The organism is Rhodobacter xanthinilyticus, from assembly GCF_001856665.1.
GTDB classification, from domain to species: domain Bacteria; phylum Pseudomonadota; class Alphaproteobacteria; order Rhodobacterales; family Rhodobacteraceae; genus Rhodobacter; species Rhodobacter xanthinilyticus.
In genome coordinates, this window is the sequence record NZ_CP017781.1 from 2,027,032 (window position 1) to 2,048,290 (window position 21,259).

At 66.6% G+C, this 21,259-nt stretch carries 17 protein-coding genes and 1 tRNA gene; 10 read left to right on the forward strand and 8 right to left on the reverse strand.

Features of this window, described 5'->3' with window-relative positions; genetic code table 11:
* Positions 1-28: 28 nt before the first annotated feature.
* Positions 29-217, forward strand: coding sequence for a DUF1127 domain-containing protein (locus LPB142_RS09970; protein WP_068766990.1), 189 nt, complete (start codon positions 29-31; stop codon positions 215-217).
* Positions 218-315: 98 nt separating this feature from the next.
* Here the strand turns inward: LPB142_RS09970 and LPB142_RS09975 are convergent, their stop codons facing one another.
* The 6 genes from LPB142_RS09975 to ypfJ form a co-directional block, all read right to left on the reverse strand.
* Positions 316-570 carry a hypothetical protein gene (locus LPB142_RS09975; protein ID WP_068766991.1) on the reverse strand — a complete coding sequence of 85 codons (255 nt, stop codon included), beginning with the start codon at positions 568-570 and terminating at the stop codon, positions 316-318.
* 133 nt (positions 571-703) lie between these two features.
* Positions 704-2,911 (reverse strand): Hint domain-containing protein, encoded by a 2,208-nt coding sequence (locus LPB142_RS19815; RefSeq protein WP_083392656.1) that lies wholly within the window; start codon positions 2,909-2,911, stop codon positions 704-706.
* A gap of 196 nt (positions 2,912-3,107) precedes the next feature.
* Complete coding sequence (locus LPB142_RS09985; RefSeq protein WP_071166282.1) at positions 3,108-3,887, reverse strand: Hint domain-containing protein; 780 nt, start codon at positions 3,885-3,887, stop codon at positions 3,108-3,110.
* A 198-nt stretch (positions 3,888-4,085) separates the two neighbouring features.
* Entirely contained in the window at positions 4,086-9,212 is a 5,127-nt protein-coding gene (locus LPB142_RS18470; protein WP_083392658.1) for a Hint domain-containing protein, read from the reverse strand.
* A gap of 856 nt (positions 9,213-10,068) precedes the next feature.
* Positions 10,069-10,152: transfer RNA gene (locus LPB142_RS09995), tRNA-Leu, on the reverse strand.
* A gap of 43 nt (positions 10,153-10,195) precedes the next feature.
* A complete protein-coding gene (ypfJ, locus tag LPB142_RS10000; protein ID WP_071166283.1) occupies positions 10,196-11,035 on the reverse strand; it encodes a KPN_02809 family neutral zinc metallopeptidase in 840 nt (279 codons plus the stop codon).
* A gap of 175 nt (positions 11,036-11,210) precedes the next feature.
* Between ypfJ and LPB142_RS10005 the strand changes: the two genes are divergently transcribed.
* The 7 genes from LPB142_RS10005 to gluQRS all read left to right on the forward strand — a co-directional run bounded on the left by LPB142_RS10005 (position 11,211) and on the right by gluQRS (position 18,649).
* Positions 11,211-11,789, forward strand: a complete 579-nt coding sequence (locus tag LPB142_RS10005; protein ID WP_071166284.1) for a YqaA family protein — start codon at positions 11,211-11,213, stop codon at positions 11,787-11,789.
* A complete protein-coding gene (locus LPB142_RS10010; RefSeq protein ID WP_068766996.1) occupies positions 11,789-12,271 on the forward strand; it encodes a disulfide bond formation protein B in 483 nt (160 codons plus the stop codon). Before LPB142_RS10005 ends, LPB142_RS10010 begins: the two co-directional genes overlap by 1 nt.
* A 186-nt stretch (positions 12,272-12,457) precedes the next feature.
* Positions 12,458-15,235 carry a DNA gyrase subunit A gene (gene gyrA / locus LPB142_RS10015; protein WP_071166285.1) on the forward strand — a complete coding sequence of 926 codons (2,778 nt, stop codon included), beginning with the start codon at positions 12,458-12,460 and terminating at the stop codon, positions 15,233-15,235.
* A 74-nt stretch (positions 15,236-15,309) separates the two neighbouring features.
* Positions 15,310-16,011 carry a hypothetical protein gene (locus tag LPB142_RS10020; protein ID WP_156894359.1) on the forward strand — a complete coding sequence of 234 codons (702 nt, stop codon included), beginning with the start codon at positions 15,310-15,312 and terminating at the stop codon, positions 16,009-16,011.
* Between the two features lie 54 nt (positions 16,012-16,065).
* Positions 16,066-16,416 carry a DUF6614 family protein gene (locus LPB142_RS10025; RefSeq protein WP_068766999.1) on the forward strand — a complete coding sequence of 117 codons (351 nt, stop codon included), beginning with the start codon at positions 16,066-16,068 and terminating at the stop codon, positions 16,414-16,416.
* 57 nt (positions 16,417-16,473) lie between these two features.
* Complete coding sequence (gene trmFO, locus LPB142_RS10030; protein WP_071166287.1) at positions 16,474-17,811, forward strand: methylenetetrahydrofolate--tRNA-(uracil(54)-C(5))-methyltransferase (FADH(2)-oxidizing) TrmFO; 1,338 nt, start codon at positions 16,474-16,476, stop codon at positions 17,809-17,811.
* 1 nt (position 17,812) lies between these two features.
* On the forward strand, positions 17,813-18,649 hold the full coding sequence (gene gluQRS / locus LPB142_RS10035) for a tRNA glutamyl-Q(34) synthetase GluQRS (protein WP_071166288.1): 837 nt from the start codon (positions 17,813-17,815) through the stop codon (positions 18,647-18,649).
* 2 nt (positions 18,650-18,651) lie between these two features.
* Here gluQRS and hisI read toward each other — a convergent pair whose 3' ends face one another.
* Complete coding sequence (gene hisI / locus LPB142_RS10040) at positions 18,652-19,008, reverse strand: phosphoribosyl-AMP cyclohydrolase (protein WP_068767002.1); 357 nt, start codon at positions 19,006-19,008, stop codon at positions 18,652-18,654.
* A 58-nt stretch (positions 19,009-19,066) separates the two neighbouring features.
* Here hisI and LPB142_RS10045 point away from each other — a divergent pair, with 58 nt between their 5' ends.
* The gene (locus LPB142_RS10045; protein ID WP_071166289.1) at positions 19,067-19,495 is read left to right on the forward strand and encodes an iron-sulfur cluster assembly scaffold protein; all 429 of its coding nucleotides are present in this window, start codon (positions 19,067-19,069) and stop codon (positions 19,493-19,495) included.
* Positions 19,496-19,549: 54 nt separating this feature from the next.
* Complete coding sequence (locus tag LPB142_RS10050; protein WP_071166290.1) at positions 19,550-20,953, forward strand: methyl-accepting chemotaxis protein; 1,404 nt, start codon at positions 19,550-19,552, stop codon at positions 20,951-20,953.
* 138 nt (positions 20,954-21,091) lie between these two features.
* Here LPB142_RS10050 and LPB142_RS19820 read toward each other — a convergent pair whose 3' ends face one another.
* A complete protein-coding gene (locus LPB142_RS19820) occupies positions 21,092-21,214 on the reverse strand; it encodes a hypothetical protein (protein WP_269635309.1) in 123 nt (40 codons plus the stop codon).
* Positions 21,215-21,259 lie beyond the last annotated feature (45 nt).

Consider the following 21,259-nt stretch of genomic DNA (forward strand, 5'->3'; position numbering starts at 1 on the left):
GATTGTATCAATACAGAAAAGGTGCCCCATGTTCAGCCCGTCGCTGCACCGCCCGTTCTCCGCCCGCGTCCCGGCGAAGACCCTGCGCCGGCAGGTTGCGGATTGGCTGGCGCGCCTGCGCAGCCGCCGCGCCCTCGGGCGGCTCGATGCGCGGCTCTTGGCCGATGTCGGGCTTGATACGACCAGAGCCACGCGCGAGGCGCGCCGGCTCTTCTAACTCCCAAAGGACCCGCAGTCCCCTGTCGGATCCTCTTCCTTGGCCGGGCTTTGCCCGGCCTCTTTTTTATTTACAAAACAATGCCTTGGGGAGCGATCTTAATGCAGGACCGCTTCCACCGAGATCGAGCGCTTGCGCAGCTCGTCATAGAGCGCGGGCAGCACCTTGACCTGCCGCGCCGCGCGCGCGATCGCATCGCCGAGCTGGTTTTCGCTCACCGCGCCCAAAACGCGCCAGACCCGGCGCCGCGCCACGCCATCGTCATAGACGATCTCGACGGCGCCCCGCGCGCCCTTGCGCAGACCAATATAATCGAACCCCCCGGCGGAGGTGTGGTAGGCGGATTGTGCCATTTTTTCTGAACTGCCCGAGTTGTTTTTATTTTCGGTAAGCTCTAGATGCGCCCGCCGCGGGGCCCGGTCAATTCACGGCGCTGTGAGACCGCCCCCGCCGGGCCCGATCTGCGGCACGCAGGCCACAATCCGCTCAGGCCGCGAGCATCAGCCGCACCTCATGGGCCTTCAGCGAGAGCCGCGCCGCGGCCCAGCCATTCTCCGCCTCGATCTCGGCAAGCTCCGGGAAAATATCGAGAATTTCCTTGCGCTGCGGGTCGCTCATCGCGCCGAGCGTGGCCTTGCCGGGCTGATAGCTCTCGGTCCAGGCGCCGTTTGCGCGGATGATTTCGTGGCTGTCGAAGAGCAGGTGCAGATAGGTCACGCGCGCGCAGGTCAGGCGCGTGATGCCGGGCCGGCCGACCATGTGGAGCGCCGCGGCCAGCACCTCGGGCTCGCCGAAGAACAGCTCGGCGCGCGAGCCGGAGAGCAGCATCCGGTGCTGCGGCGAGACGATCAGATCGGCCTCGGGCTCGTTGGCGGAGAGCGCACCGCGCGCGATTCGCACCGGCTGAAGCTGCGGGCGCAGCACGAGATCGGCGGGCCCGAGCGCGCGCTGGCCGATCCAGCGGATCGGCTGATAGCCGTTGTCGCGGGTCAAGACCCGGTCGCCCGGCGCCAGATCTTCGACCGCGACCGGCCCGCGACGGGTCTCGATCAGCGTGCCGGGGGTGAAACAGGGGATGATTTTCTCGATATTCTGGAAGGAGGTCGTCGAGCCATCCGCCCACAGGATCGTGCCGCTCTCCCAGTCGTTCGGGTCGCGCACGACGGTGTAATCGCCATGCAGCTCGAGCACGTCGTAATCGCTGCTATCGGCATCCTCGGCGCCGATGATGACATCGCCCGCCGACTCGCCCGCATAGATGACGATCGTATCGGAGCCCGCGCCGCCGGTGATCGTATCGGCGCCAGCCCCGCCATAGAGCAGGTCATTGCCCGCCCCGCCGGTGAGCGCGTCATCGCCCGCCCCGCCGAGAACCGTGTCATCGCCATCGCCGCCATCGACCGTATCGTTGCCGCTGCCGCCGTCGAGCGAATCATTGCCGGTGCCGCCCGCGACGAGGTCATTGCCCGCGCCGCCGAGGATCGTGTCATTGCCCTCATCGCCGTAAAGCGAATCGGAGCCGCCGGCGCCGTCCATGTAATCATTGCCCGCGCCGCCGTAGAACACGTTGGTATAGGCATCGGTGCCCGAGGTGACCTCGCCGTCAAAGCCGATCAGCGTGTCGTCATGGGCCGAGCCGTAGATCCCGTCGATACCCGAGAGACTGTCGCCCGCCGCATCGCCCCCCGCGCCGGTGCCGGCGGCGAGGTTGACCGACACGCCGCTGCCCGAGGCGGTGTAATCGGCGTAGTCCATCCCGGAGCCGCCCGACAGGATATCCGCCCCGGCGCCGCCCGCGAGCGTGTCATTGCCGGTGCCGCCATAGAGCGCATCATTGCCGGTGCCGCCCGAAAGCGTGTCATTGCCCGCATCGCCCGAGAGCGTGTCATTATCGGCGCCGCCGAGGAGCGTGTCGTTGCCATCGCCGCCGAGCAGGCTATCCGCGCCGGTATCGCCGGTGAGCCAGTCATTGCCCGTGCCGCCATCGAGCGTATCGTTGCCGTCGCCGCCGATCAGCGTGTCATTGTCGGCGCCGCCCGAAAGGCTATCGGCGCCGGTGCCGCCATCGAGCGTATCATTGCCAGCATTGCCGACGAGCGTGTCGTTACCCGCGAGCCCCGAGAGGGAGTTGGCCGCGGAATTGCCAGTCAGCGCGTTGTTCGCGCCGTTGCCGATGACGTTTTCGAAATTGTTGACGACGGTGCCGAAGAGGATCGTCGTCGAGGTGCCGTCATCGTTGAGGGTGATGCCGAAATCGGTCGTGTCGGGGATCGACTGGAGCGAGATCGTGTCATTGCCGGTGCCGCCGTCGATCGTGTCGGGCGAGCCTGCGGTGAACCAGCCGACATAGGCGAGGTCATTGCCGTCCTCGAGATAGACGAGATCGGTGCCCGAGAGGCTGTCGCCGGCGAACCAGACATCATCGCCCGCGCCGGCGCGGATCGTGTCGTTGCCGGCGCCGCCCTCGATCGTGTCATTGCCGGTGCCGCCGAGGATCGAATCGGTGCCATCGCCGCCGAGGAGGGAATCATTGCCATCCCCGCCGTCGAGCGTGTCATTGCCGGTGCCGCCGTCGAGAAGATCGTCGCCCGCATAGCCGGTCAGACGGTCGTTGCCGCCAAGGCCGGTGATCGTGTCGGCATCGGCCGTGCCGTTCAAAGTATTGCCAAAACTGTTTCCGGTAATCGTCGCCATCACACCCTCACGCGCCCCGACCTCCCTCGGAACGTGGGATCGTTATGGCGACGGAAGCGGACGGTTTTGGGACGCGGTAAGGTTAATTGAACGGCGAGATTGTGGCGCCCGCAGGGCAACGCGCGGCCCGGTGGCGGCGCGGGCGAGGTCGGAGCGGGTGGTTGGCCGGCCGGGCAGGCGTTCCCCTGCCCGGCCGTCAGGCCGTTGCGAGCCCGGGATCGGCGACCAGATCGGGGCGCACGCCCTGATAGGCCGGATCGGTCTGAGCGAGCTCAGGCAGGACCTCCAGCAACCCTGTCGCATCGGCTTCGCTCAGAAGCGGCAGCGAGGCGCGGGTCGGCCGGAAGCTCTCGGACCAGCAGCCATCCGCCAGCAAAAGCTCATGCCGGTCGCACAGGATCTGCACATACTCGACTTCGGGGCGGGTGTCAGAGGTCACCCCGTCGAATACGGTCATATCCTTGGCCTGCACAAGACCTTCGCCGCGGTCCCACGGGAGCGGGCTTTGCGTCAGGAAGCGATGGTTGGGAGAGACCACCATATCGCGTTCCGGCAAGCCGTTCCCGAGCGCGCCAGCCCGGATCTTGATGGGTCGCAACGCCGGGATCAGGCCCAGCGCACGCCAGCCGAAGCGACGGCGCCCGACCCAGCGGACGGTTTGCAACCCGTTGTCGCGCGTCACCACGCGCATCCCCGGCACCAGATCTTCGACCGCGATCAGGCCTTGGCCCGTTGCGATCTGGGTGGCGGGGGTAAAGCAGGGAACCGCGCCGGAGAAAGCGCTCAAGGTTCCCGAAAAGACACGATTGCTGTTGCGATCACGCGCCTGCACCACGCCGTCGGCGAGGTCGTAATCCGAGAAGATGAAGCGAAGCTCCCGCGTGGCGCTGTCGCCACGCTCGGCAAACCCGCCCTCAAGGCGCGTCCGGAAGCTCAAATCGCCCTCAAGGCTCAGTCGCAGGTCGGTTGCAGTCATCTTAACGCCCATCCATCTTGGGGTTCCAAGACATCGTGCGCCCCCAATGCAACCATACTCCACGAAAAGCCTTAATAAAATCCAAATTGCCTCGAAGTTGTCATAAAGACCCGAATATCAGAGTTTCCCCAGCGGGAACGGGAAAGGGCCCGGGGGGAAAGCCCCCCGGGCGCCGATGCCCCCATATCGTCTCTTGGATCAGCCGAGCAGGAGCTTGGCTTCGTGGCGCTTGAGGGTCTTGCGGGCCGCGCCGTAAGCCTCGATGCCGGTTTCGGTCTTCAGCTCGGGGAAGATCTCGAAGATCTCGTTGCGCTGGGCATTGCCCATCGCGCCGAGGGTCTGATCGCCGGGCTGGAAGCTCTCGGTCCAGGCGCCGTTACCGAGCACCACTTCGTGACGGTCGAACATGAAGTGGAGGTAGCTGGTGCCCAGCGTTTCCACCGCCATCACGCCGCGGTTGTCGACGAGATGCTTGGCCGAGACCAGAACCTCGTGCTCCTCGAAGTAGAGCGAGGTGCGCTCATTGGCGACCAGCATCCGGTGGTTGGGCGAGACCAGCATGTCGCGCTCGGGCAGACCGTTGCCGAGCGAGCCCGCGCGGATCATCACCGGGCGCAGATGCGGCGCGGCGATCAGTTCGGCGCGGTTCAGGTCGCGCCGGCCGACCCAGCGGATCTCCTGGATGCCGTTGTCGCGGGTGATCACCCGGTCGCCGACCTGCAGCTCTTCCACCAGACGCTCGCCCTTCGGGGTCGCGATCAGGGTGCCCGGCGTGAAGCAGGGAACGATCTGCTCGATATTGGCGAAGTTCATCGAGCCGGTGACATTGCCCCAGCTATCGAGGAACTGCACGGTGCCGTTCTCGTGGTCCGGCGTCGAGTAGATGATGTTGAAGTTGCCCTGGCCGACGCCCGAGAGATCGAGCACGTCCCAGTCGCTGCCATCGGCGTCTTCGTCGCCATCGACGAGGTCGTGGTTGCCGTCATTGGCCGAGGTCACGATGAAGGTATCGCTGTCCTGACCGCCGAAGAGCGTGTCGACGCCGTCGCCGCCGATCAGCGTATCGTCGCCCGCGCCGCCGTCGAGGCTGTCCTGACCCTGACCGCCGGTCAGATAGTCATTGCCGTCCTCGCCATAGAGCCGGTCATCGCCCTCGCCGCCCGAGGCCACGTCGTCGTTCGCGCCGGCGTAGATCGTGTCCTGACCGGTGCCGCCGTCGAGCGTGTCATTGCCCTCGTTGCCGGAGAGCAGGTCATCGCCCTCGCCGCCGAGGATCGAGTCATTGCCCGCGCCGCCCTCGAGCGTATCGCGCGCATCGCCGCCATCGAGCGTGTCGTTGCCGGTGCCGCCCGAGAGGCTGTCCTCGTCATAGCCGCCCGACAGGCTGTCATCGCCCGCGCCGCCCTCGAGCGTATCGCGGCCGCCCTCGCCAAAGAGCGTGTCATTGCCGTCTTCGCCGCGGATGATGTCGTTCTGATCGCCACCATGGGCCACGTCATTGCCCGCGCCGGCATAGATATCGTCATCGCCCGCGCCGGCGTAGATCGTGTCATTGCCCGCGCCCGCGACAACGATGTCGTCATTGGGCGCTTCGCCGGCGAGCAGAGCGTCGTTGTGATCGATCATGTCGCCTTCCGGGTCGCCGGTATAGCTGTAGTCGATCAGATCGGCGCCATCGGTGCCCTCGACGATCCCGTCACCGCCGTCGGTGATGACATTCTCGATATTCACGAAATCGAGCGTGCCGACCACATTGCCATCGGTATCGAGGAACTGGACGGTGCCGTTTTCCGGGTTGTCGTTGGCATAGATGATGTTCACCGGGCCCGCGCCGGTCAGGTCGAGCACGTCGAAGTCGTCGCCGCCCTCGCCGCCGTCGACGAAGTCGCCCGCGCCGGCTTCGGCGGTCGAGACGACGAAGGTATCGCGGTCGTCATCGCCCGAGAGCAGGTCCGCGCCCTGGCCGCCGAGGATCGTGTCGTTGCCGGTGCCGCCCGAGATCGTGTCCTCGTCGATGCCGCCGTCGATGTAATCGTTGCCCGCATCGCCATAGAGCGCGTCATCGTCGTCGCCGCCATAGATCACGTCATTGCCGGCGCCGCCATGGACGGTGTCCATGCCATTGTCCTGCACGAGATCGGTCGCGTCGGGGATGTTGAGCGCATCGGGGTAGTTCGGGGTCAGGCCGGCATAGATCGTGTCATTGCCGTCGCCGCCGTCGATCAGATCCGAGCCCTCGGCGCCGACGATGAAGTCGTTGCCCGCGCCGCCGGTGACGGTGTCGTCATCGCAGCCCGCGTCGATGCTGTCATCGCCGGTGCCGCCGTCGATGCTGTCGGCGTCATCGCCGGTGAGGATCGTGTCATTGCCCGCGCCGCCGATGACCGTGTCGAGATCGTCGCTCGGGTTGGTGTCGCCGGCGAAGAAGCCCGGGTAGCCGCGGTCGGGCGCATAGGAGCCGTTCGCGGTGTTGATGTAATCCGCGCCGTCGCCGCCATCGACCAGATCATTGCCGGTCGCGCCGGTGATCGTGTCGTTGCCGAGCCCGCCGAGGATCGTGTCATCGCCCGCTTCGCCGTCGATCTTGTCATTGTCGGCGCCGCCCGAGAGGCTGTCATCGCCGTCGCCGCCGTCGATCGTGTCATTGCCCGCATCGCCGGTGATCGTATCGTCGCCGGCATTGCCGCGCAGCGTATCCGCCCCCGCGCCGCCGAGGATCGTATCGGCATCGGTGCCGCCGGTGATCGAGTCATTGCCCTCGCCACCGTCGAGATAATCGCCGCCCTCGGCGCCCATCAGCGTGTCGTTGCCGAGCCCGCCCAGCAGCGTATCGGCCCCCGGCCCGCCGTCGAGCAGGTCATTGCCCGCGCCGCCGTCGAGCTTGTCGTCGCCGTCGCCGCCATAGAGCTTGTCGTCGCCGTCTTCGCCGTAGACATCGTCATTGCCGAGCCCGGCATAGACCGTGTCATTGCCCGCGCCGGCCTGCACGATATCGTCCTGCGGCGCTTCGCCGGGCAGGAGCGCGTCATTATTGTCGATCCGGTCGCCTTCCGGGTCGCCGGTATAGGCTGTGTCGATCAGATCGGCGCCTGCGGTGCCCTCGACCACGCCGTCGAGCGCCGGGCCCGCCACGGTGATATAGGCCGTCGCGGTATCGACGCCGCCCTGCCCGTCCGAGATCGTGTAATCGACCTCGGCCACGCCGGTGAAGCCGGTCGCCGGGGTGAAGGTGATCGAGCCATCGGGGTTGATCTTGACGGTGCCATTGGCCGAGGTCGCGCCGGTGACGCTCAGCGTGTCGCCATCAGGGTCGCTGTCATTGCCGAGAACCGCGACAGTGACCGGGGTGTTATAGGCGGTGCTGGCGGTATCATCGACCGCATCGGGCGCCGCATTGTCGCCCAGGATGGCCTCGATCTCGGTGAAGGCTACCGAGCCGGTGACCGCGCCGGTCGCGTCGAGGAATTCGACGGTGCCGTCGAGGCCGTTGCCGTTGCTGTCTTGGGTGGTGTTGACCACCCGGTAGGTGCCCTGGCCGGTCAGATCGAGCGTGTCGTAATCATCGCCCGCCGCGCCGCCGTCGACGGTATCGCCCGCATCGGCGTGGATCACGTCGCGGTCGGCGCCGCCCGAGAGGCTGTCCGCCCCCGCGCCGCCGGTCAGCAGGTCATTGCCGCCCTGGCCGAGGATCGTGTCGTCGCCCTCGCCGCCGTCGAGCGTGTCATCGCCCTCCTCGCCGTCGTCATCGGTCGCCGAGGTGGTCGAGAAATTCACATCGGTCAGGTAGATCGCCTGATCGGTATTGCCGCCATTGTCGTAATCGACAACGATCTTCGCCACCGCGCCGTCGATCTGCACCAGCACCGAGCCGGTCGCCGAGGCCGAGGAAATCGTGCCGCTGTCGACATCATGGCCGGTGATCGTGTTGCCCGAGACGGTCTGGCCGCCCTCGAGCGTATAGGTCACCGGCAGCTCGTTGCCGTCTGCGTCATAGGCGTGAACGGTGACGATATCCTGGTGGTAATCGGCCGAGGTGCCGATATCGATGTCATTGATGCGGAAGCTGACATCGGTGACCGCGTCGCCATAGGCGGCGTTGGTCGAGGAGAAGGTCATCGTGGTGGTCGAGGTGTTGTCGACCCCGCCCTCGCCGCCGCAGCCGTAGAGCTTCAGCCCGCCCGCCGCGTCGAGCCCGTCGCCGCTCTCGACATATTGCACCTCATTGGTGACCGAGGCGGTCGCGCCGGAATCCTGCGCCTGGAAGCCGAAGGTGACCTTGACGCCGCCGGTATCGACCGACGCGCCCGAGCTCAGCCCGCAGCCCGACGCGCCCAGATCCGACCAGTCGAGCGTGAGCTCGGTGCCCGCGCCGGTGCCCGCATCGTGAGAGGCGCCATCGCCCTCGATGTAATCATTGCCGGTGCCGCCCGAGATGCTGTCATCATCGGCGCCGCCATAGAGGCTGTCGTCGCCGCCGGCGCCGGAGATGATGTCATCGCCGCCATTGCCGTAGAAGACGTTGGTATAGGTGTCGGCCGCCGAGGTGCCCTGATGGTCGAAGCCGGTCAGCGTATCGGCATAGCCCGAGCCAAGCACGCCATCGACGCCCGATTCGATCACATCGCCCGAGGCTTCGCCGCCCGAGAGCACGGAGGTGCCGAGGTTGACATTCACCCCCGCGGTCGAATTCGAGTAATCGATGATGTCGAGGCCGGTGCCGCCGTTGAACGTGTCATTGCCCGCGCCGCCCGAGAGCGTGTCATCGCCCGCGCCGCCCGAGAGGTAATCCGCCCCCGCGCCGCCCGAAAGCGAGTCATCGCCATCTTCGCCGTAAACGTCGTCATTGCCCGCGCCCGCGATCACGGTGTCATTGCCCGCGCCGGCCTTGATCAGGTCATCATCGCCCGCATAGCCCGCGAGGATCGCATCCTTGTGGTCCACCATGTCGCCATCGGGGTCGCCCGTATAGGCCCCGTCGATCAGGTCATCGCCCGCGGTGCCCGACACGATCCCGTCGCTTTCCGGCTCGCAGACGGTGACCGAGACGGTCGCGGTATCATAGCCGCCTTTGCCGTCGGAGATGGTGTAGGAGAAGGAGGTCGTGCCGACGAAGCCCGCATCGGGCGTGAAGGTCACGGTGCCGTCGGCGTTGATCGAGGCGGTGCCGCCGAGCGGGTCGGTCACCTTGGTGACGGTGAGCTTGTCACAATTCGGGTCCGTGTCGTTCTTCAGAACCGCGATCGTCACCGCCGAATTGAAATCGGTGCTCGCCACGTCGTTGCGCGCATCGGGCGCCGAGTTGTACCAGTTGATAAAGAACGTCATCTCAACCCTCTCCTTCACCGCCCTGCGATCTGGCAATCGCACGCCGTTTGATCGGCGCGATTGGCAGCGCCAGTGAAATCCCCGCAAGGCCGGTCAAGGCCCGCAAAATGAACTTGAAAAGAGAAGGAGCGACGCCTGTCGGCTGAGGGCGCAGCAAGGGACTCATGCGAAAGCATGTTCCGTCCCGATCACATCAAGAACCAAGCAGCAGCGCCTCGTTCTCTGGCAGCACCTTCGACAACAGGCACCCGGAAGTGCCTTCAACTCTTCACTGGCCACCCCCATGGCCATTTTGCCCCCCAATCGGGCAGGATCAAATTACCGCGTGGCTGACGCCGGGGGAAGGAGAATTTGCCACGAAAATGCCCAGATATCGCCCCGCCTCGCCGCATTTGCGGGGGGCCGCGCCCAATTTCGGCCCTGCTTCGTTCCCGATTGTTTCCTCACGGAAGCGCTGACTTTGCTTCAATTTAAGGTGAATCTGCGGTGAATGAAGACTAACGGCGCCTTAACCCTGCCGCCGCCCCGCCCCGCCCGCAGCCCGCCCGGACCGACTGTTGCCGCCCCGGAAACAGCCCGCCCGCCCCCGCGGTTTCCGTCCCTGTATCGCATTCGTGCCAATCGCTGAACAATTCACCACAAAGATTGTCCGCAAATCGCGATCAAAACGGGGCTTCTGCCGGATTTGTTGCTGCAGCGCGCGAATCGCCCGAATCGCGACCGCCCCGCGCGGCCCGCACCGGCGAGAAGAGCGCAGAGCCGCGCCCCGCGCCTTGACTTCGGTTTGCTCAAGAAAACACCGGCCCTCGCCCTGGCCGCGCGGCCGGGATGTCCGGCTTGAGATTCTGCTTGAAGCTGGTGCCCGAGGCGAGACTCGAACTCGCACGCCTTGCGGCGGAGGATTTTGAATCCCCTGCGTCTACCATTCCACCACTCGGGCACGGCTCCTCCTCTAGCCGCCCCCGCGCGCCAAGACAAGCGCTTTAGAGCGTCTGCGCCGCGAAGGTGTCGCAAGCCCCGAGATCGCCCGCGCGAAAGCCCGTCGCGAACCAGCGCTGCCGCTGCTCGGAGGTGCCATGGGTGAAACTGTCGGGCACCGGCACCCGCCCGGCCGCGCGTTGCAGCCGGTCATCGCCGATCTTCGCCGCCGCCGTCATCGCCTCGGCGATATCGCCCGGCTCGATCGAGCCGAAATCCTCCGCCGCGCGGCGCGCCCAGATCCCCGAGAAACAATCCGCCTGCAGCTCGATGCGCACCGAAAGCGCGTTGCTTTGCGCCGCACTCGAGCGCGCGCGCAGCCCGTTCACCTGCGCCAGGATCCCGAGCTCGTCCTGAACGTGGTGCGCCACCTCATGGGCGACCACATAGGCCGCGGCGAAATCGCCCTCGGCGCCGAGCTCGCCCGCCAGCGTCGCGAAGAAATCGGTGTCGAGATAGACCTTCTTGTCGGAGGGGCAGTAAAACGGCCCCGTCGCCCCCGAAGCATTGCCGCAGGCCGATTGGGTGAGCTGCGAATAAAGCACGAGCGTCGCCGGATGATAGGTCCGCCCGAGATCCTCGCGGAAGATATCGGCCCAGATCTCCTCGGTATCGGCGAGCGTCACCGAGACGAAATCGCCCATCTGCCGGTCGCGCTCGCTAAGCTGGCCGCTCGATTGCACACTCGGCCCCCCCTCGAGCAGCGGCGTCACATCGACCCCGAGGAAATAGCCGATCAGCAGCACCGCCACCGCGCCAAGCCCGGTCACGCCGCCGACCCCGCCCACCGAGCGCCCGCGCCGATCCTCGATATTGTCGCTGCCGCGCCGCCCCTGCCATTTCATCGAAAGCCCTCCCACCGTTCACGAAGCCGAGATTAGCCCCCCCGGCGCGACAATGACAGCGCTTTGAGAGGGGAATTTCGCCCCGCCCCGCCCCGCGCGCCCGCCGATCCGGCTTGACCTTGGCCGCAGGCCGGGCGAAGCCTTGGCGAAAATGGGGGCCCAAACGGGGACAGGCATGATCCGCAGGCTGTATGACTGGACGATGGGGCTCGCAAGCTCGCGTCACGCGATGTGGGCGCTGGCGGCGGTGGCTTTCGTGGAAAGCTCGGTGTTTCCGATCCCGCCCGATGTGCTGATGATCCCGATGGTGCTCGCCGCGCGCGAAAAAGCCTTCCAGATCGCGCTGGTCTCGACGCTCGCCTCGGTGCTCGGCGGCTGCCTCGGCTATGCGATCGGCTATGGGTTCATGGATGCGATCGGCCAGCCGATCCTCGAGTTCTACGGCAAGGCCGACAAGTTCGACGAGCTCGCCGCGCGGTTCAACGACTGGGGCGGCTGGGCGGTGCTGATCGCCGGGGTGACGCCCTTCCCCTACAAGGTGATCACGATCTTCTCGGGCGCGACGCAGCTCTCGCTGCCGCTGTTTCTCGGCGTCTCGGTGCTGGCGCGGGCGCTGCGATTCTTCATCGTGGCGGGGCTGCTGTGGAAATTCGGCGCGCCGATCCGCGATTTCATCGAGCGCCGGCTCGGCCTCGTCTTCACCGTCTTCGTCGTCGGCCTCGCGGGCGGCTTCTATCTGTTGAGGTATCTGTGATGACCCTGCCCCTCTCCTCGCGCCAGATGGTCGCGCTCGCGGTGGCGGGCTCGGCGGGGCTGCTGATCGGCGCGCTGATCTTCCAGTCGCTCGGCTTTGCGCCCTGCGAGCTCTGCATCTTGCAACGCTGGCCGCATCTGGCCGCGGCGCTGATCGGCGCGGCCTATCTGGCGCTGCGCCTGCCGGCGGTGACGCTGATCGCCGGCGCGCTCGCCGCCGCCGCCACCTCGGCGCTCGGCGTCTATCACTCGGGCGTCGAGCGGCATATCTTCGAGGGCCCGACGAGCTGCACCTCGAACGGCGTGACCGGGCTCAACGCCACCGACCTGCTCGCCCAGATCCAGACCGCGCCGCTCGTGCGCTGCGACGAGATCGTCTGGGACATCTTCGGCATCACCATGCCCAACCTCAACGCCGTCTTCTCGGCGGGGCTCGTCGTCTGGTGGCTGATCGCCTTCGCCAAGGCCCGCCGCGGCGCCTGAGGCTGGCCGGGCTTGCGTATTTGGACCAAGAAGAAACGGCAAGGTGCCGCGCTGCCCCTGCCCTTCTTCTTGGCAAAAATACGCAAATTCCGCACCGTGCCGCCCGCGCAGCCGCCTGAGTGATTGCACCCAAGCCCTCGGGTGGCTATAAAACAGGCCAACAAGATCTAGAAGAACGAGACGCGCGTGACCGACACTCCCGAAACGCCCGAAACCCTCGAGGAAGGCCCGAAACGCCCCGTTCATGACGGGCCGACGGTGTCGATCGCCGAGGAGATGAAGACGGCCTACCTCGATTACGCGATGAGCGTGATCGTCTCGCGCGCGATCCCGGACCTGCGCGACGGGCTCAAGCCCGTGCACCGGCGCATCCTTTATGCGATGCACGAGACCGGCAACACCGCCGACAAGCCCTACCGCAAATCGGCGCGCCCGGTTGGCGATGTGATGGGGAAATACCACCCCCATGGCGATGCGGCGATCTATGATGCGCTGGTGCGGATGGCGCAGGATTTCTCGATGTCGCTGCCGCTCCTTGACGGGCAGGGCAACTTCGGCTCGATGGACGGCGACTCGGCGGCGGCGATGCGCTACACCGAAGTGCGCATGGACAAGCCCTCGGCCTTCATGCTGGCCGATATCGACAAGGACACCGTCGATTTCCAGGACAACTATGACGGCAAGGACCGCGAGCCGACCGTTCTGCCGGCGCGGTTCCCCAACATGCTCGTCAATGGCGCGGGCGGCATCGCCGTCGGCATGGCGACGAACATCCCGCCGCACAACCTCGGCGAGGTGGTCGACGCCACACTCGCGCTGATCGAAAACCCCGACATGACGACCGAGGAGATCATGGCGATCATCCCCGGCCCCGATTTCCCGACCGGCGCCCAGATCATGGGGCGCGGCGGCGCGCGCAAGGCCTATCTCGAAGGCCGCGGCTCGGTGATCATCCGCGCCAAGACCCGCATCGAGGAGATCCGCAAGGACCGCCATGCGATCATCGTCGAAGAGATCCCCTATCAGGTCAACAAGGCCGCGATGATCGAGAAGATCGCGGAACTGGTGCGCGACAAGCGCCTCGAGGGGATCTCCTCGATCGCCGATGAGAGCGACCGGGTCGGCGTGCGGGTGGTGATCGAATTGAAGCGCGACGCGACGCCCGATGTCGTGCTCAACCAGCTCTACCGCTTCACGCCGCTGCAAACCTCGTTCGGCTGCAACATGCTCGCGCTCAACGGCGGCCGCCCCGAGCAGCTCACCTTGCGCGATTTCCTCACCCATTTCATCACCTTCCGCGAGGAAGTGGTGGCGCGGCGCACGGCCTATGAGCTGCGCCGTGCGCGCGAGCGCAGCCATGTGCTGTGCGGCCTCGCGGTGGCGGTTTCGAATGTCGATGAGGTGGTCGCGACGATCCGCTCCTCCTCCGATGCGGCGGAGGCGCGCGAGCGGCTGATGGCGCGGCGCTGGCCGGCCCATGACATCGCCGAATATCTGCGCCTGATCGACGACCCGCTGCACTCGATGAACGAGGACGGCACCTATAACCTCTCCGAGGTGCAGGCGCGTGCGATCCTCGATCTGCGGCTGCAACGGCTGACCCAGCTCGGCGTCAAGGAAGTCACCGACGAGCTGGCCGAGCTCGCCGCCAAGATCCGCGATTATCTCGCGATCCTGGCCTCGCGCGCGCGGATCATGGAGATCATCGCGACCGAGCTGAAAGAGGTCAAAGAGCTCTTCGCGGTGCCGAGGCGCACCGAAATCGTCGACTGGGCGGGCGATCTCGACGACGAGGATCTGATCGAGCGCGAGGATATGGTCGTGACCATCACCTCGGGCGGCTATATCAAGCGCACGCCCTTGGCCGAGTTCCGCGCGCAGCGCCGCGGCGGCAAGGGGCTGGCCTCCATGGCCACCAAGGAAGACGATGTGGTGACCACGCTCTTCGTGGCCAACACCCATACCCAGCTTCTGTTCTTCACCACCGATGGCATGGTCTACAGCCTGAAATGCTGGCGCCTGCCGCTCGCGGGGCGGACCTCGAAGGGCAAGGCGATCGTCAATATCCTGCCGATCCCGCAGGGCGTCTCGATCGCCTCGCTGATGCCGGTCGATGCGCCCGAGGAAGATTGGGACGCCTTCCAGGTGTTCTTCGCGACCTCGGATGGCGATGTGCGCCGCAATGCGCTCTCCGATTTCGCCAAGGTGATGCGCAACGGCAAACGCGCGATGGAGCTGCCCGAGGGGGTGACGCTCGTCGATACGAGGATGTGCTCGGAGGAGGACGACATCATGCTCGTCACCGCCTCGGGCCGTGCGATCCGCTTCCCGGTGCCGGAGGTGCGCGTCTTCAAGGGCCGCTCCTCGACGGGCGTGCGCGGCGTGCGGCTGGCGGCGGGCGACAAGGTCGTCTCGATGTCGGTGATCCGCCATTTCGAGGCCGAAGCCTGGGAGCGCGCGGAGTTCCTCAAACGCTTCCGCACCGAGTTGGGCGCGGAAGAGGAGCTCGAGGCCGATGCCGAGGAGGATACCCCGGTGGCCGAGGGCCAGCTCTCGGATGAGCGTTACACCGAGATGCGCGCGGCGCAGGATCTGATCCTGACGATCACCGCGACCGGGCTCGGCAAAATCTCCTCCTCGCATGATTACCCGGTGCGCGGCCGCGGCGGCCAGGGCGTTGGCGCCTTCAAGATGTCGGGCCGCTCGGGCGCGCTCGTCGCCTCCTTCCCGGTCGAGACCTCGGATCAGATCATGCTCGCCACCTCGACGGGCCAGTCGATCCGCTGCCCGGTCGCCGGCATCTCCTTCCGCTCGCGCTCGGCGGGCGGGGTCAAGGTGTTCAACACCGGCGCCGAGGAAGAGGTCGTCACCGTCGCCCGCATCGCCGATCAGGGCGATGAGGCCGAGGCCGAGACCGCACCCGACGCCGTGCCCGCAGAGGCCGCCGGCCCGACCCCCGAATAACCGAAACGACCGCCCGCCAAGGGCGGCACCCCTCGCGCCCCCATCCCGGGGGCGCGTCTTGCATGAGGCAAATGATGTCCAAACTCCTCCCCCTCGCCCTCACCCTCGCCGCGCTCACCGTGACCCCGGCGCTGGCCGAGGTCACCAATGCCGAAATCGGCTTCAATTACTCGATGCTCGCCGATGGCGGCGCGCGCGATGTGAACAAGGCGACCCTCGGCGGCGCGCTCGAATATGCGATCACCCCGCAATTCACCGTCCAGGGCGACCTCGCGCAGCGCTACTACGGCCTGAGCAACTGGAACGGCACGACCTTCACCGCGCATGGCGCCTATGACATCGGCAACGGCACCAAGATCGGCGCCTTTGGCGGCCATGACTGGCTCGACGGGCAGAACATCCAGCATTTCGGCCTGGAGGCTGCGGGCGAGATGAACGGCGTGAGCTGGCAGACCGCCTATACCCACCTCAACGGCAACGGCCAGAACGCCAACGCCCTGCAAGGCGAAGGCGCCCTCGCGATGACCGAGGCGCTCGATCTGGGCGGCAAGGTCGCCGCGATGCACGGCCAGGGCCAGATGAGCTACCGCGCCGCCGCCACCGCCGGCTATCAGCTCACCCCCGGCCTGCGCGCCACCGGCGAGCTCGGCCTCTATGACGGCGACGGCATGGATGCGGAAAGCTTCGTCGGCGTCGGCCTGAAGGCCACCTTCGGCCAGGGCAAGGGCGTGACCTTCTCGGGCCGCGGCATCCAGGACTTCGTCCCCGGCCTCTGATCTTAACGCAGTTTCAAGAGGTTCATGCTCTTCTCGTCACGAAGGGAGGACAGCATGAACCTCTATCACTGCATGATCGAACTGAAGAGCGACGCGAAGGCGCTGGCCTTCGCCAGCGCGCTCGAACAATGGATGAGCGAGCTTTCCGCCCGCGGGCTGATCGGCAACTGGCGTCTGATGCGGCGCAAACTTGGCCTCGCCGGCTCCTCGCACAGCGATTTCCTGCTCGAGATCGAGGTGGCGAGCATGTCGGCGCTCGATCAGGCCTTCCGCACGGTCGGCCAATTGCCCGAGGGCATGACCCGGCATTATGATCTGATGCATGCGATGATCGCCTCGGCCGAGATGGGCCTCTACCGCCCCTTCCCCGACCCCGAGCGGCGCGAACGCATCGCGCTGATCTGACCGCGCACGCGCGCGCGCCCCGTTGCGCGAGGCCCCGCGCGGCGCTATCACCGCGCCATGGAAACGCTTCACATCATCGGCGGCGGCATGGCCGGCTCGGAGGCTGCCTGGCAGGCGGCCGAGGCCGGCGTGCCGGTCGTCTTGCACGAAATGCGCCCGCATGTGGCCACCTTCGCGCATCGCACCGGCGATTTCGCCGAAATGGTCTGCTCGAACTCATTCCGCTCCGATGATGATGAGCGCAACGCGGTGGGGCTCCTGCATTGGGAGATGCGCGCCGCGGGCGGGCTGATCATGCAGATGGCCGATCGCCATCAGCTCCCGGCGGGCGGCGCGCTCGCGGTCGACCGCGATGCCTTCTCCGCGGCGGTCACCGAAGCGCTCCGCGCGCATCCGCTGATTTCCTTTTCAAATGAAGAGGTTACGGAGCTTCCCTCAAGTGGAAAATGGATCATCGCGACGGGGCCTCTGACCTCGGGCGCGCTGGCCGAGAGCATCCGCGCCGCCACCGGCGCCGAGAGCCTCGCCTTCTTCGACGCGATCGCGCCGATCGTCTATGCCGAGACGGTCGACATGTCGGTCGCCTGGCGGCAAAGCCGCTACGACAAGGGCGAGACCGAGGAGGAGCAGAAGGCTTACCTCAACTGCCCGATGACCCGCGACCAATATGAGGCCTTCATCGACGCGCTGCTCGCGGCCGAGAAGACCGAGTTCCACGAGGGCGAGACCGCGGGCTATTTCGACGGTTGCCTGCCGATCGAGGTGATGGCCGAACGCGGTCGCGAGACGCTGCGCCATGGGCCGATGAAGCCGGTGGGCCTGACAAATGCGCACAAACCCGAGGAAAAGGCCTATGCGGTGGTGCAGCTGCGCCGCGACAATGCGCTCGGCACGCTCTACAATATCGTCGGCTTCCAGACGAAGATGAAGTACGGCGCGCAAACCGCTGTTTTTAAAATGATTCCCGGGCTCGAGAATGCGTCCTTCGCGCGCCTTGGCGGGATCCACCGCAACACCTTCATCAACTCGCCGACGCTGCTCGATAGCCAGATGCGGCTGAAATCGCGCCCCGGGATCCGCTTTGCGGGCCAGATCACCGGCGTCGAGGGCTATGTCGAAAGCGCGGCCATGGGCCTCCTCGCGGGCCGGATGGCCGCGGCCGAAATCAAGGGCGCGACCCTGCCGCCGCCCGGCTTCGAGACCGCGATGGGCAGCCTCGTGAACCACATCACCGGCGGCGCCGAGGCCAAGACCTTCCAGCCGATGAACGTGAACTTCGGCCTGTTCCCGCCGATCGAGGCAAAGGGCGGCCGCCGCGGCCGGAAGGACCGCTACAAGGCCTATACCGACCGCGCAAAAGAGGCCTTTTCTCAATGGCTTGCGGAGCAAAGCTGAGGTGATCACCCGGTTTGCGCCTTCGCCCACCGGGCCCCTTCACCTCGGCCATGCCTATGCCGCGATCCGCGCCCATGACATGGCGCGGGCCGCGGGCGGGCGGTTCTTGCTGCGCATCGAGGATATCGACCGGCAACGCTCGAAACCCGCCTGGGAGGCGCAGATCCTTGACGATCTGCGCTGGCTCGGTCTGAGCTGGGACGGGCCGGTGATGCGCCAATCCGAGCGTCTCAACATCTACCGCCAAACCCTTGAAAAGCTATGGGATCGCGGCTTTCTCTACGCCTGCACCTGCTCGCGGCGCGATATCGAGGCGGCGGCTTCGGCGCCGCAGGAAGGCGTGAGCTACGGCCCCGACGGGATCATCTACCCCGGCACCTGCCGCGCGAGCGGCGCGCCGCGCCCGGGCCAACCGCTCCCCGACGCGGTCTTGCGCCTCAATCAAGAACGCGCGGCAACGGATTGTTCTTTCGAGGAAATCTGTGAGATCCACCGGGGCCGCCACGCGATCACCCGCGCCGAAATGATCCGCGAGGTAGGCGATGTGGTGCTCGCGCGGCGCGAGATGGGCACCTCCTACCACCTCGCCGTGGTGCTCGACGACGCGGCGCAGGGCATCACCCATGTCACCCGCGGCGCCGATCTCTTCGAGGCCACAAAGATCCATGTCACACTTCAGAAACTGCTTGAGCTTCCCACGCCAACCTATTGCCACCACATGTTAATCCGAGACGAAGCCGGCAAGCGCCTCGCCAAGCGCGACGATGCCCGCGCGCTTGCGACCTACCGCGCCGAAGGCGCCAGCCCCGCCGATATCCGCCGCCTGATCGGGCTTTAGGCTCACACCATCGGCGTGAGGATCTCGACCTCGTCACCACCGCGCACCGCCGTATAAAAACAGCTGCGCCGGTTGGTGTGGCAGGCCGGCCCCGCCTGATCGACCAGCATCAGAAGGCAATCGCGGTCGCAATCGACCCGCAGCTCGACCAGCCGCTGCACATGGCCCGAGCTTTCCCCCTTCGCCCAGAAGCTCTGCCGCGAGCGCGACCAATAGGTCACCTGCCCGCTCGCCAGCGTCCGCGCCAGGCTCTCGGCGTTCATCCAGGCCATCATCAGCACCTCGCCCGTCGCATGATCTTGCGCGATCGCGGGGATCAGGCCGTTGGCGTCATAGGTGAGGCTCGCAGGGTCGAACATGGCTTTTCTCCGTCGCTGTGCCGCCCTATCTATCCGCCAAAGCCTCCCGGGGAAAGCCATGAGCGACACCGATCTCTTCAAGCTCTATTCGCAGCGCATCCTGGCGCTCGCCGCCGACATGCCGCTGACCGAGCCGCTCGCCGCGCCGAGCCACAGCGCCACCAAACGCGCGCCGCTTTGTGGCTCGACGGTCTCCGTCGCGCTCACCTTCGACGGCGAGAAAATCACCGGCTACAGCCAGCAGGTGCATGCCTGCGCGCTCGGCCAGGCCTCGGCGGCGATCTTCGGCGCGGCGGTGATCGGGCGCACACCGGCCGAGATCGCGGCGCTCTGTGACACGCTCGCCGCCATGCTCAAGGGCGCCCCGGTGCCCGCCGCGCCCTTCGCGGAGTATGAGGTGCTGACCGCCGCGCGCGATTACCCCAACCGCCATGCCTCGATCCTGCTCGCGCCCGAGGCGACGCGCGCCGCGCTGAGGGGAAATTAACCGCTAATAAAGGCGGCTGTGCGACTCTGCGGGCCAAACGAGGCCGGAGGCGCCATGAACGATCTCTCCCACACGCCGCATCCGCCGGCGCATGACATGCTCGACCGGATCGCGAATGAGGCGATCGGGCTCGGGCGCGATATCGTCGATATCGCTGCGGCGCTCGATACGCTCGCGCAGGCGGCGGACGCGCAGCTGGCGCTGCTCGCCGAGGCGCGCGCGGCCGCCGGCACCGTGCAGGAGGCCAACGGCCGTGTGACGGCGGGCGTCGATCAGGTCTCGCAGGCCGCCGAGGATACGATGTCCGCGGTGAGCCAGGCGGTGGGCCAGCTGCGCCAGACCGGCGCCCATGCCCAGAAGATCGCCGAATGGGTGCAATCGGTCGTCAGCCGGATGGCCGAAGTGACCGAGACGCTGAGCGAGGTGCGCGCCGAGAATACCGAGATCCGCTCGATCGCGACACAGGTGAACATTCTCGCGATCAACGCCAAGATCGAGGCGGTGCGCGCGGGCGACGCGGGGCGCGGCTTTGCGGTCGTGGCCGAGGCGATCAACGAGCTCTCGCGCAAGACCGCGAACGCCGCCGACGGGATCGGCACCGCGGTGGGCGGGCTCTCCGAGCGCATCGACGGGCTGCGCAAGGAGGCCGGCACGATCTCCGAAAACGCCGCCGCGGTGCTCTCGGGCGCCTCGGAAAGCGACACGGCGCTCGGCCAGATGACCGAAAGCGTCAGCCGCACCCGCTCGGCCGTGCAAGATATCGCCGCGCGCGCCGATACCGTGCGCCAGGCCAATGCGCTCTTCGGCCCCGCCTTCCAGCGGATGGCCGGCGCGATGGAGCTGACCGTCAAACAGATCGACACCGCGCGCGGGCGCACCAACGGGCTGATCGAGGCGGGCGAAACCATCGTGCAGGACGCGGTGGTGATGGGCGGCTCGACCTCGGACAGCCTGCTGATCGATTTCGCCCAGACCACGGCGGGCGAGTTCGGCCGGCTGCTCGGCGCAGCGATCGAGGAGGGGCGAATCACCGAATCCGATCTCTTCAGCCAGAGCTACGCGCCGATCCCGGGCACGAACCCGCCGCAATATATGGCGCCCTTCACCCGGTTGACCGATACGCTCTTCACACCGTTGCAGGAAAGCGCGCTCGAGACCGACCCGCGGGTGGTGTTCTGCGCCGCGGTGGACCGACAGGGCTATCTGCCGACCCACAATCGCAAATTCTCGCAACCGCAAAGCGGCGATCCGGTCTGGAACAGCGCCAATTGCCGCAACCGGCGCCTCTTCAACGACCGGGTGGGCCTGCGCGCGGGGCAATCGACCGCGCCTTTCGTGCTGCAGATCTACCGCCGCGACATGGGCGGCGGGCAATTCGTGCTGATGAAAGACCTCTCCGCGCCGATCGTGGTGCGCGGGCGCCATTGGGGCGGGCTGCGGATCGGCTACAAATTCTGAGCCCCCAAGAAAAAACGCCGCCATCTTTGGGGGATGGCGGCGCGAGTCTGCGCTCTCAGGCATAAGCCGTTCGGGACAGGCGGTCAGGCGTTTGGGGACAGGAGACCGCGAAAGCGCAAGGCAGTGAGCAGGTGGGCCTCAGAACAGGCCCGGAATGAACAACAGCGCAAGGAAGGTCACGCAGAGCGAGGCCGCCCCGAGCGCATCGGGAAGAAGCGTCGCCGCGCTGCGGCTGAGAACATCGTGAACGTCGCGGTGCATCGGTGACCTCCTGTTGCTTGTTGCTATTTTGTTCTCATATCTGTG

What these genes read in the sequence shown, in the direction of transcription:
- LPB142_RS09970 (WP_068766990.1), top strand. Translation starts at nt 29, where the DNA reads ATGTTCAGCCCGTCGCTGCACCGCCCGTTCTCCGCCCGCGTCCCGGCG.
- LPB142_RS09975 (WP_068766991.1), bottom strand. Translation starts at nt 570, where the DNA reads ATGGCACAATCCGCCTACCACACCTCCGCCGGGGGGTTCGATTATATT.
- LPB142_RS19815 (WP_083392656.1), bottom strand. Translation starts at nt 2,911, where the DNA reads ATGGCGACGATTACCGGAAACAGTTTTGGCAATACTTTGAACGGCACG.
- LPB142_RS09985 (WP_071166282.1), bottom strand. Translation starts at nt 3,887, where the DNA reads ATGACTGCAACCGACCTGCGACTGAGCCTTGAGGGCGATTTGAGCTTC.
- LPB142_RS18470 (WP_083392658.1), bottom strand. Translation starts at nt 9,212, where the DNA reads ATGACGTTCTTTATCAACTGGTACAACTCGGCGCCCGATGCGCGCAAC.
- ypfJ (WP_071166283.1), bottom strand. Translation starts at nt 11,035, where the DNA reads ATGAAATGGCAGGGGCGGCGCGGCAGCGACAATATCGAGGATCGGCGC.
- LPB142_RS10005 (WP_071166284.1), top strand. Translation starts at nt 11,211, where the DNA reads ATGATCCGCAGGCTGTATGACTGGACGATGGGGCTCGCAAGCTCGCGT.
- LPB142_RS10010 (WP_068766996.1), top strand. Translation starts at nt 11,789, where the DNA reads ATGACCCTGCCCCTCTCCTCGCGCCAGATGGTCGCGCTCGCGGTGGCG.
- LPB142_RS10020 (WP_156894359.1), top strand. Translation starts at nt 15,310, where the DNA reads ATGTCCAAACTCCTCCCCCTCGCCCTCACCCTCGCCGCGCTCACCGTG.
- LPB142_RS10025 (WP_068766999.1), top strand. Translation starts at nt 16,066, where the DNA reads ATGAACCTCTATCACTGCATGATCGAACTGAAGAGCGACGCGAAGGCG.
- trmFO (WP_071166287.1), top strand. Translation starts at nt 16,474, where the DNA reads ATGGAAACGCTTCACATCATCGGCGGCGGCATGGCCGGCTCGGAGGCT.
- hisI (WP_068767002.1), bottom strand. Translation starts at nt 19,008, where the DNA reads ATGTTCGACCCTGCGAGCCTCACCTATGACGCCAACGGCCTGATCCCC.
- LPB142_RS10045 (WP_071166289.1), top strand. Translation starts at nt 19,067, where the DNA reads ATGAGCGACACCGATCTCTTCAAGCTCTATTCGCAGCGCATCCTGGCG.
- LPB142_RS10050 (WP_071166290.1), top strand. Translation starts at nt 19,550, where the DNA reads ATGAACGATCTCTCCCACACGCCGCATCCGCCGGCGCATGACATGCTC.
- LPB142_RS19820 (WP_269635309.1), bottom strand. Translation starts at nt 21,214, where the DNA reads ATGCACCGCGACGTTCACGATGTTCTCAGCCGCAGCGCGGCGACGCTT.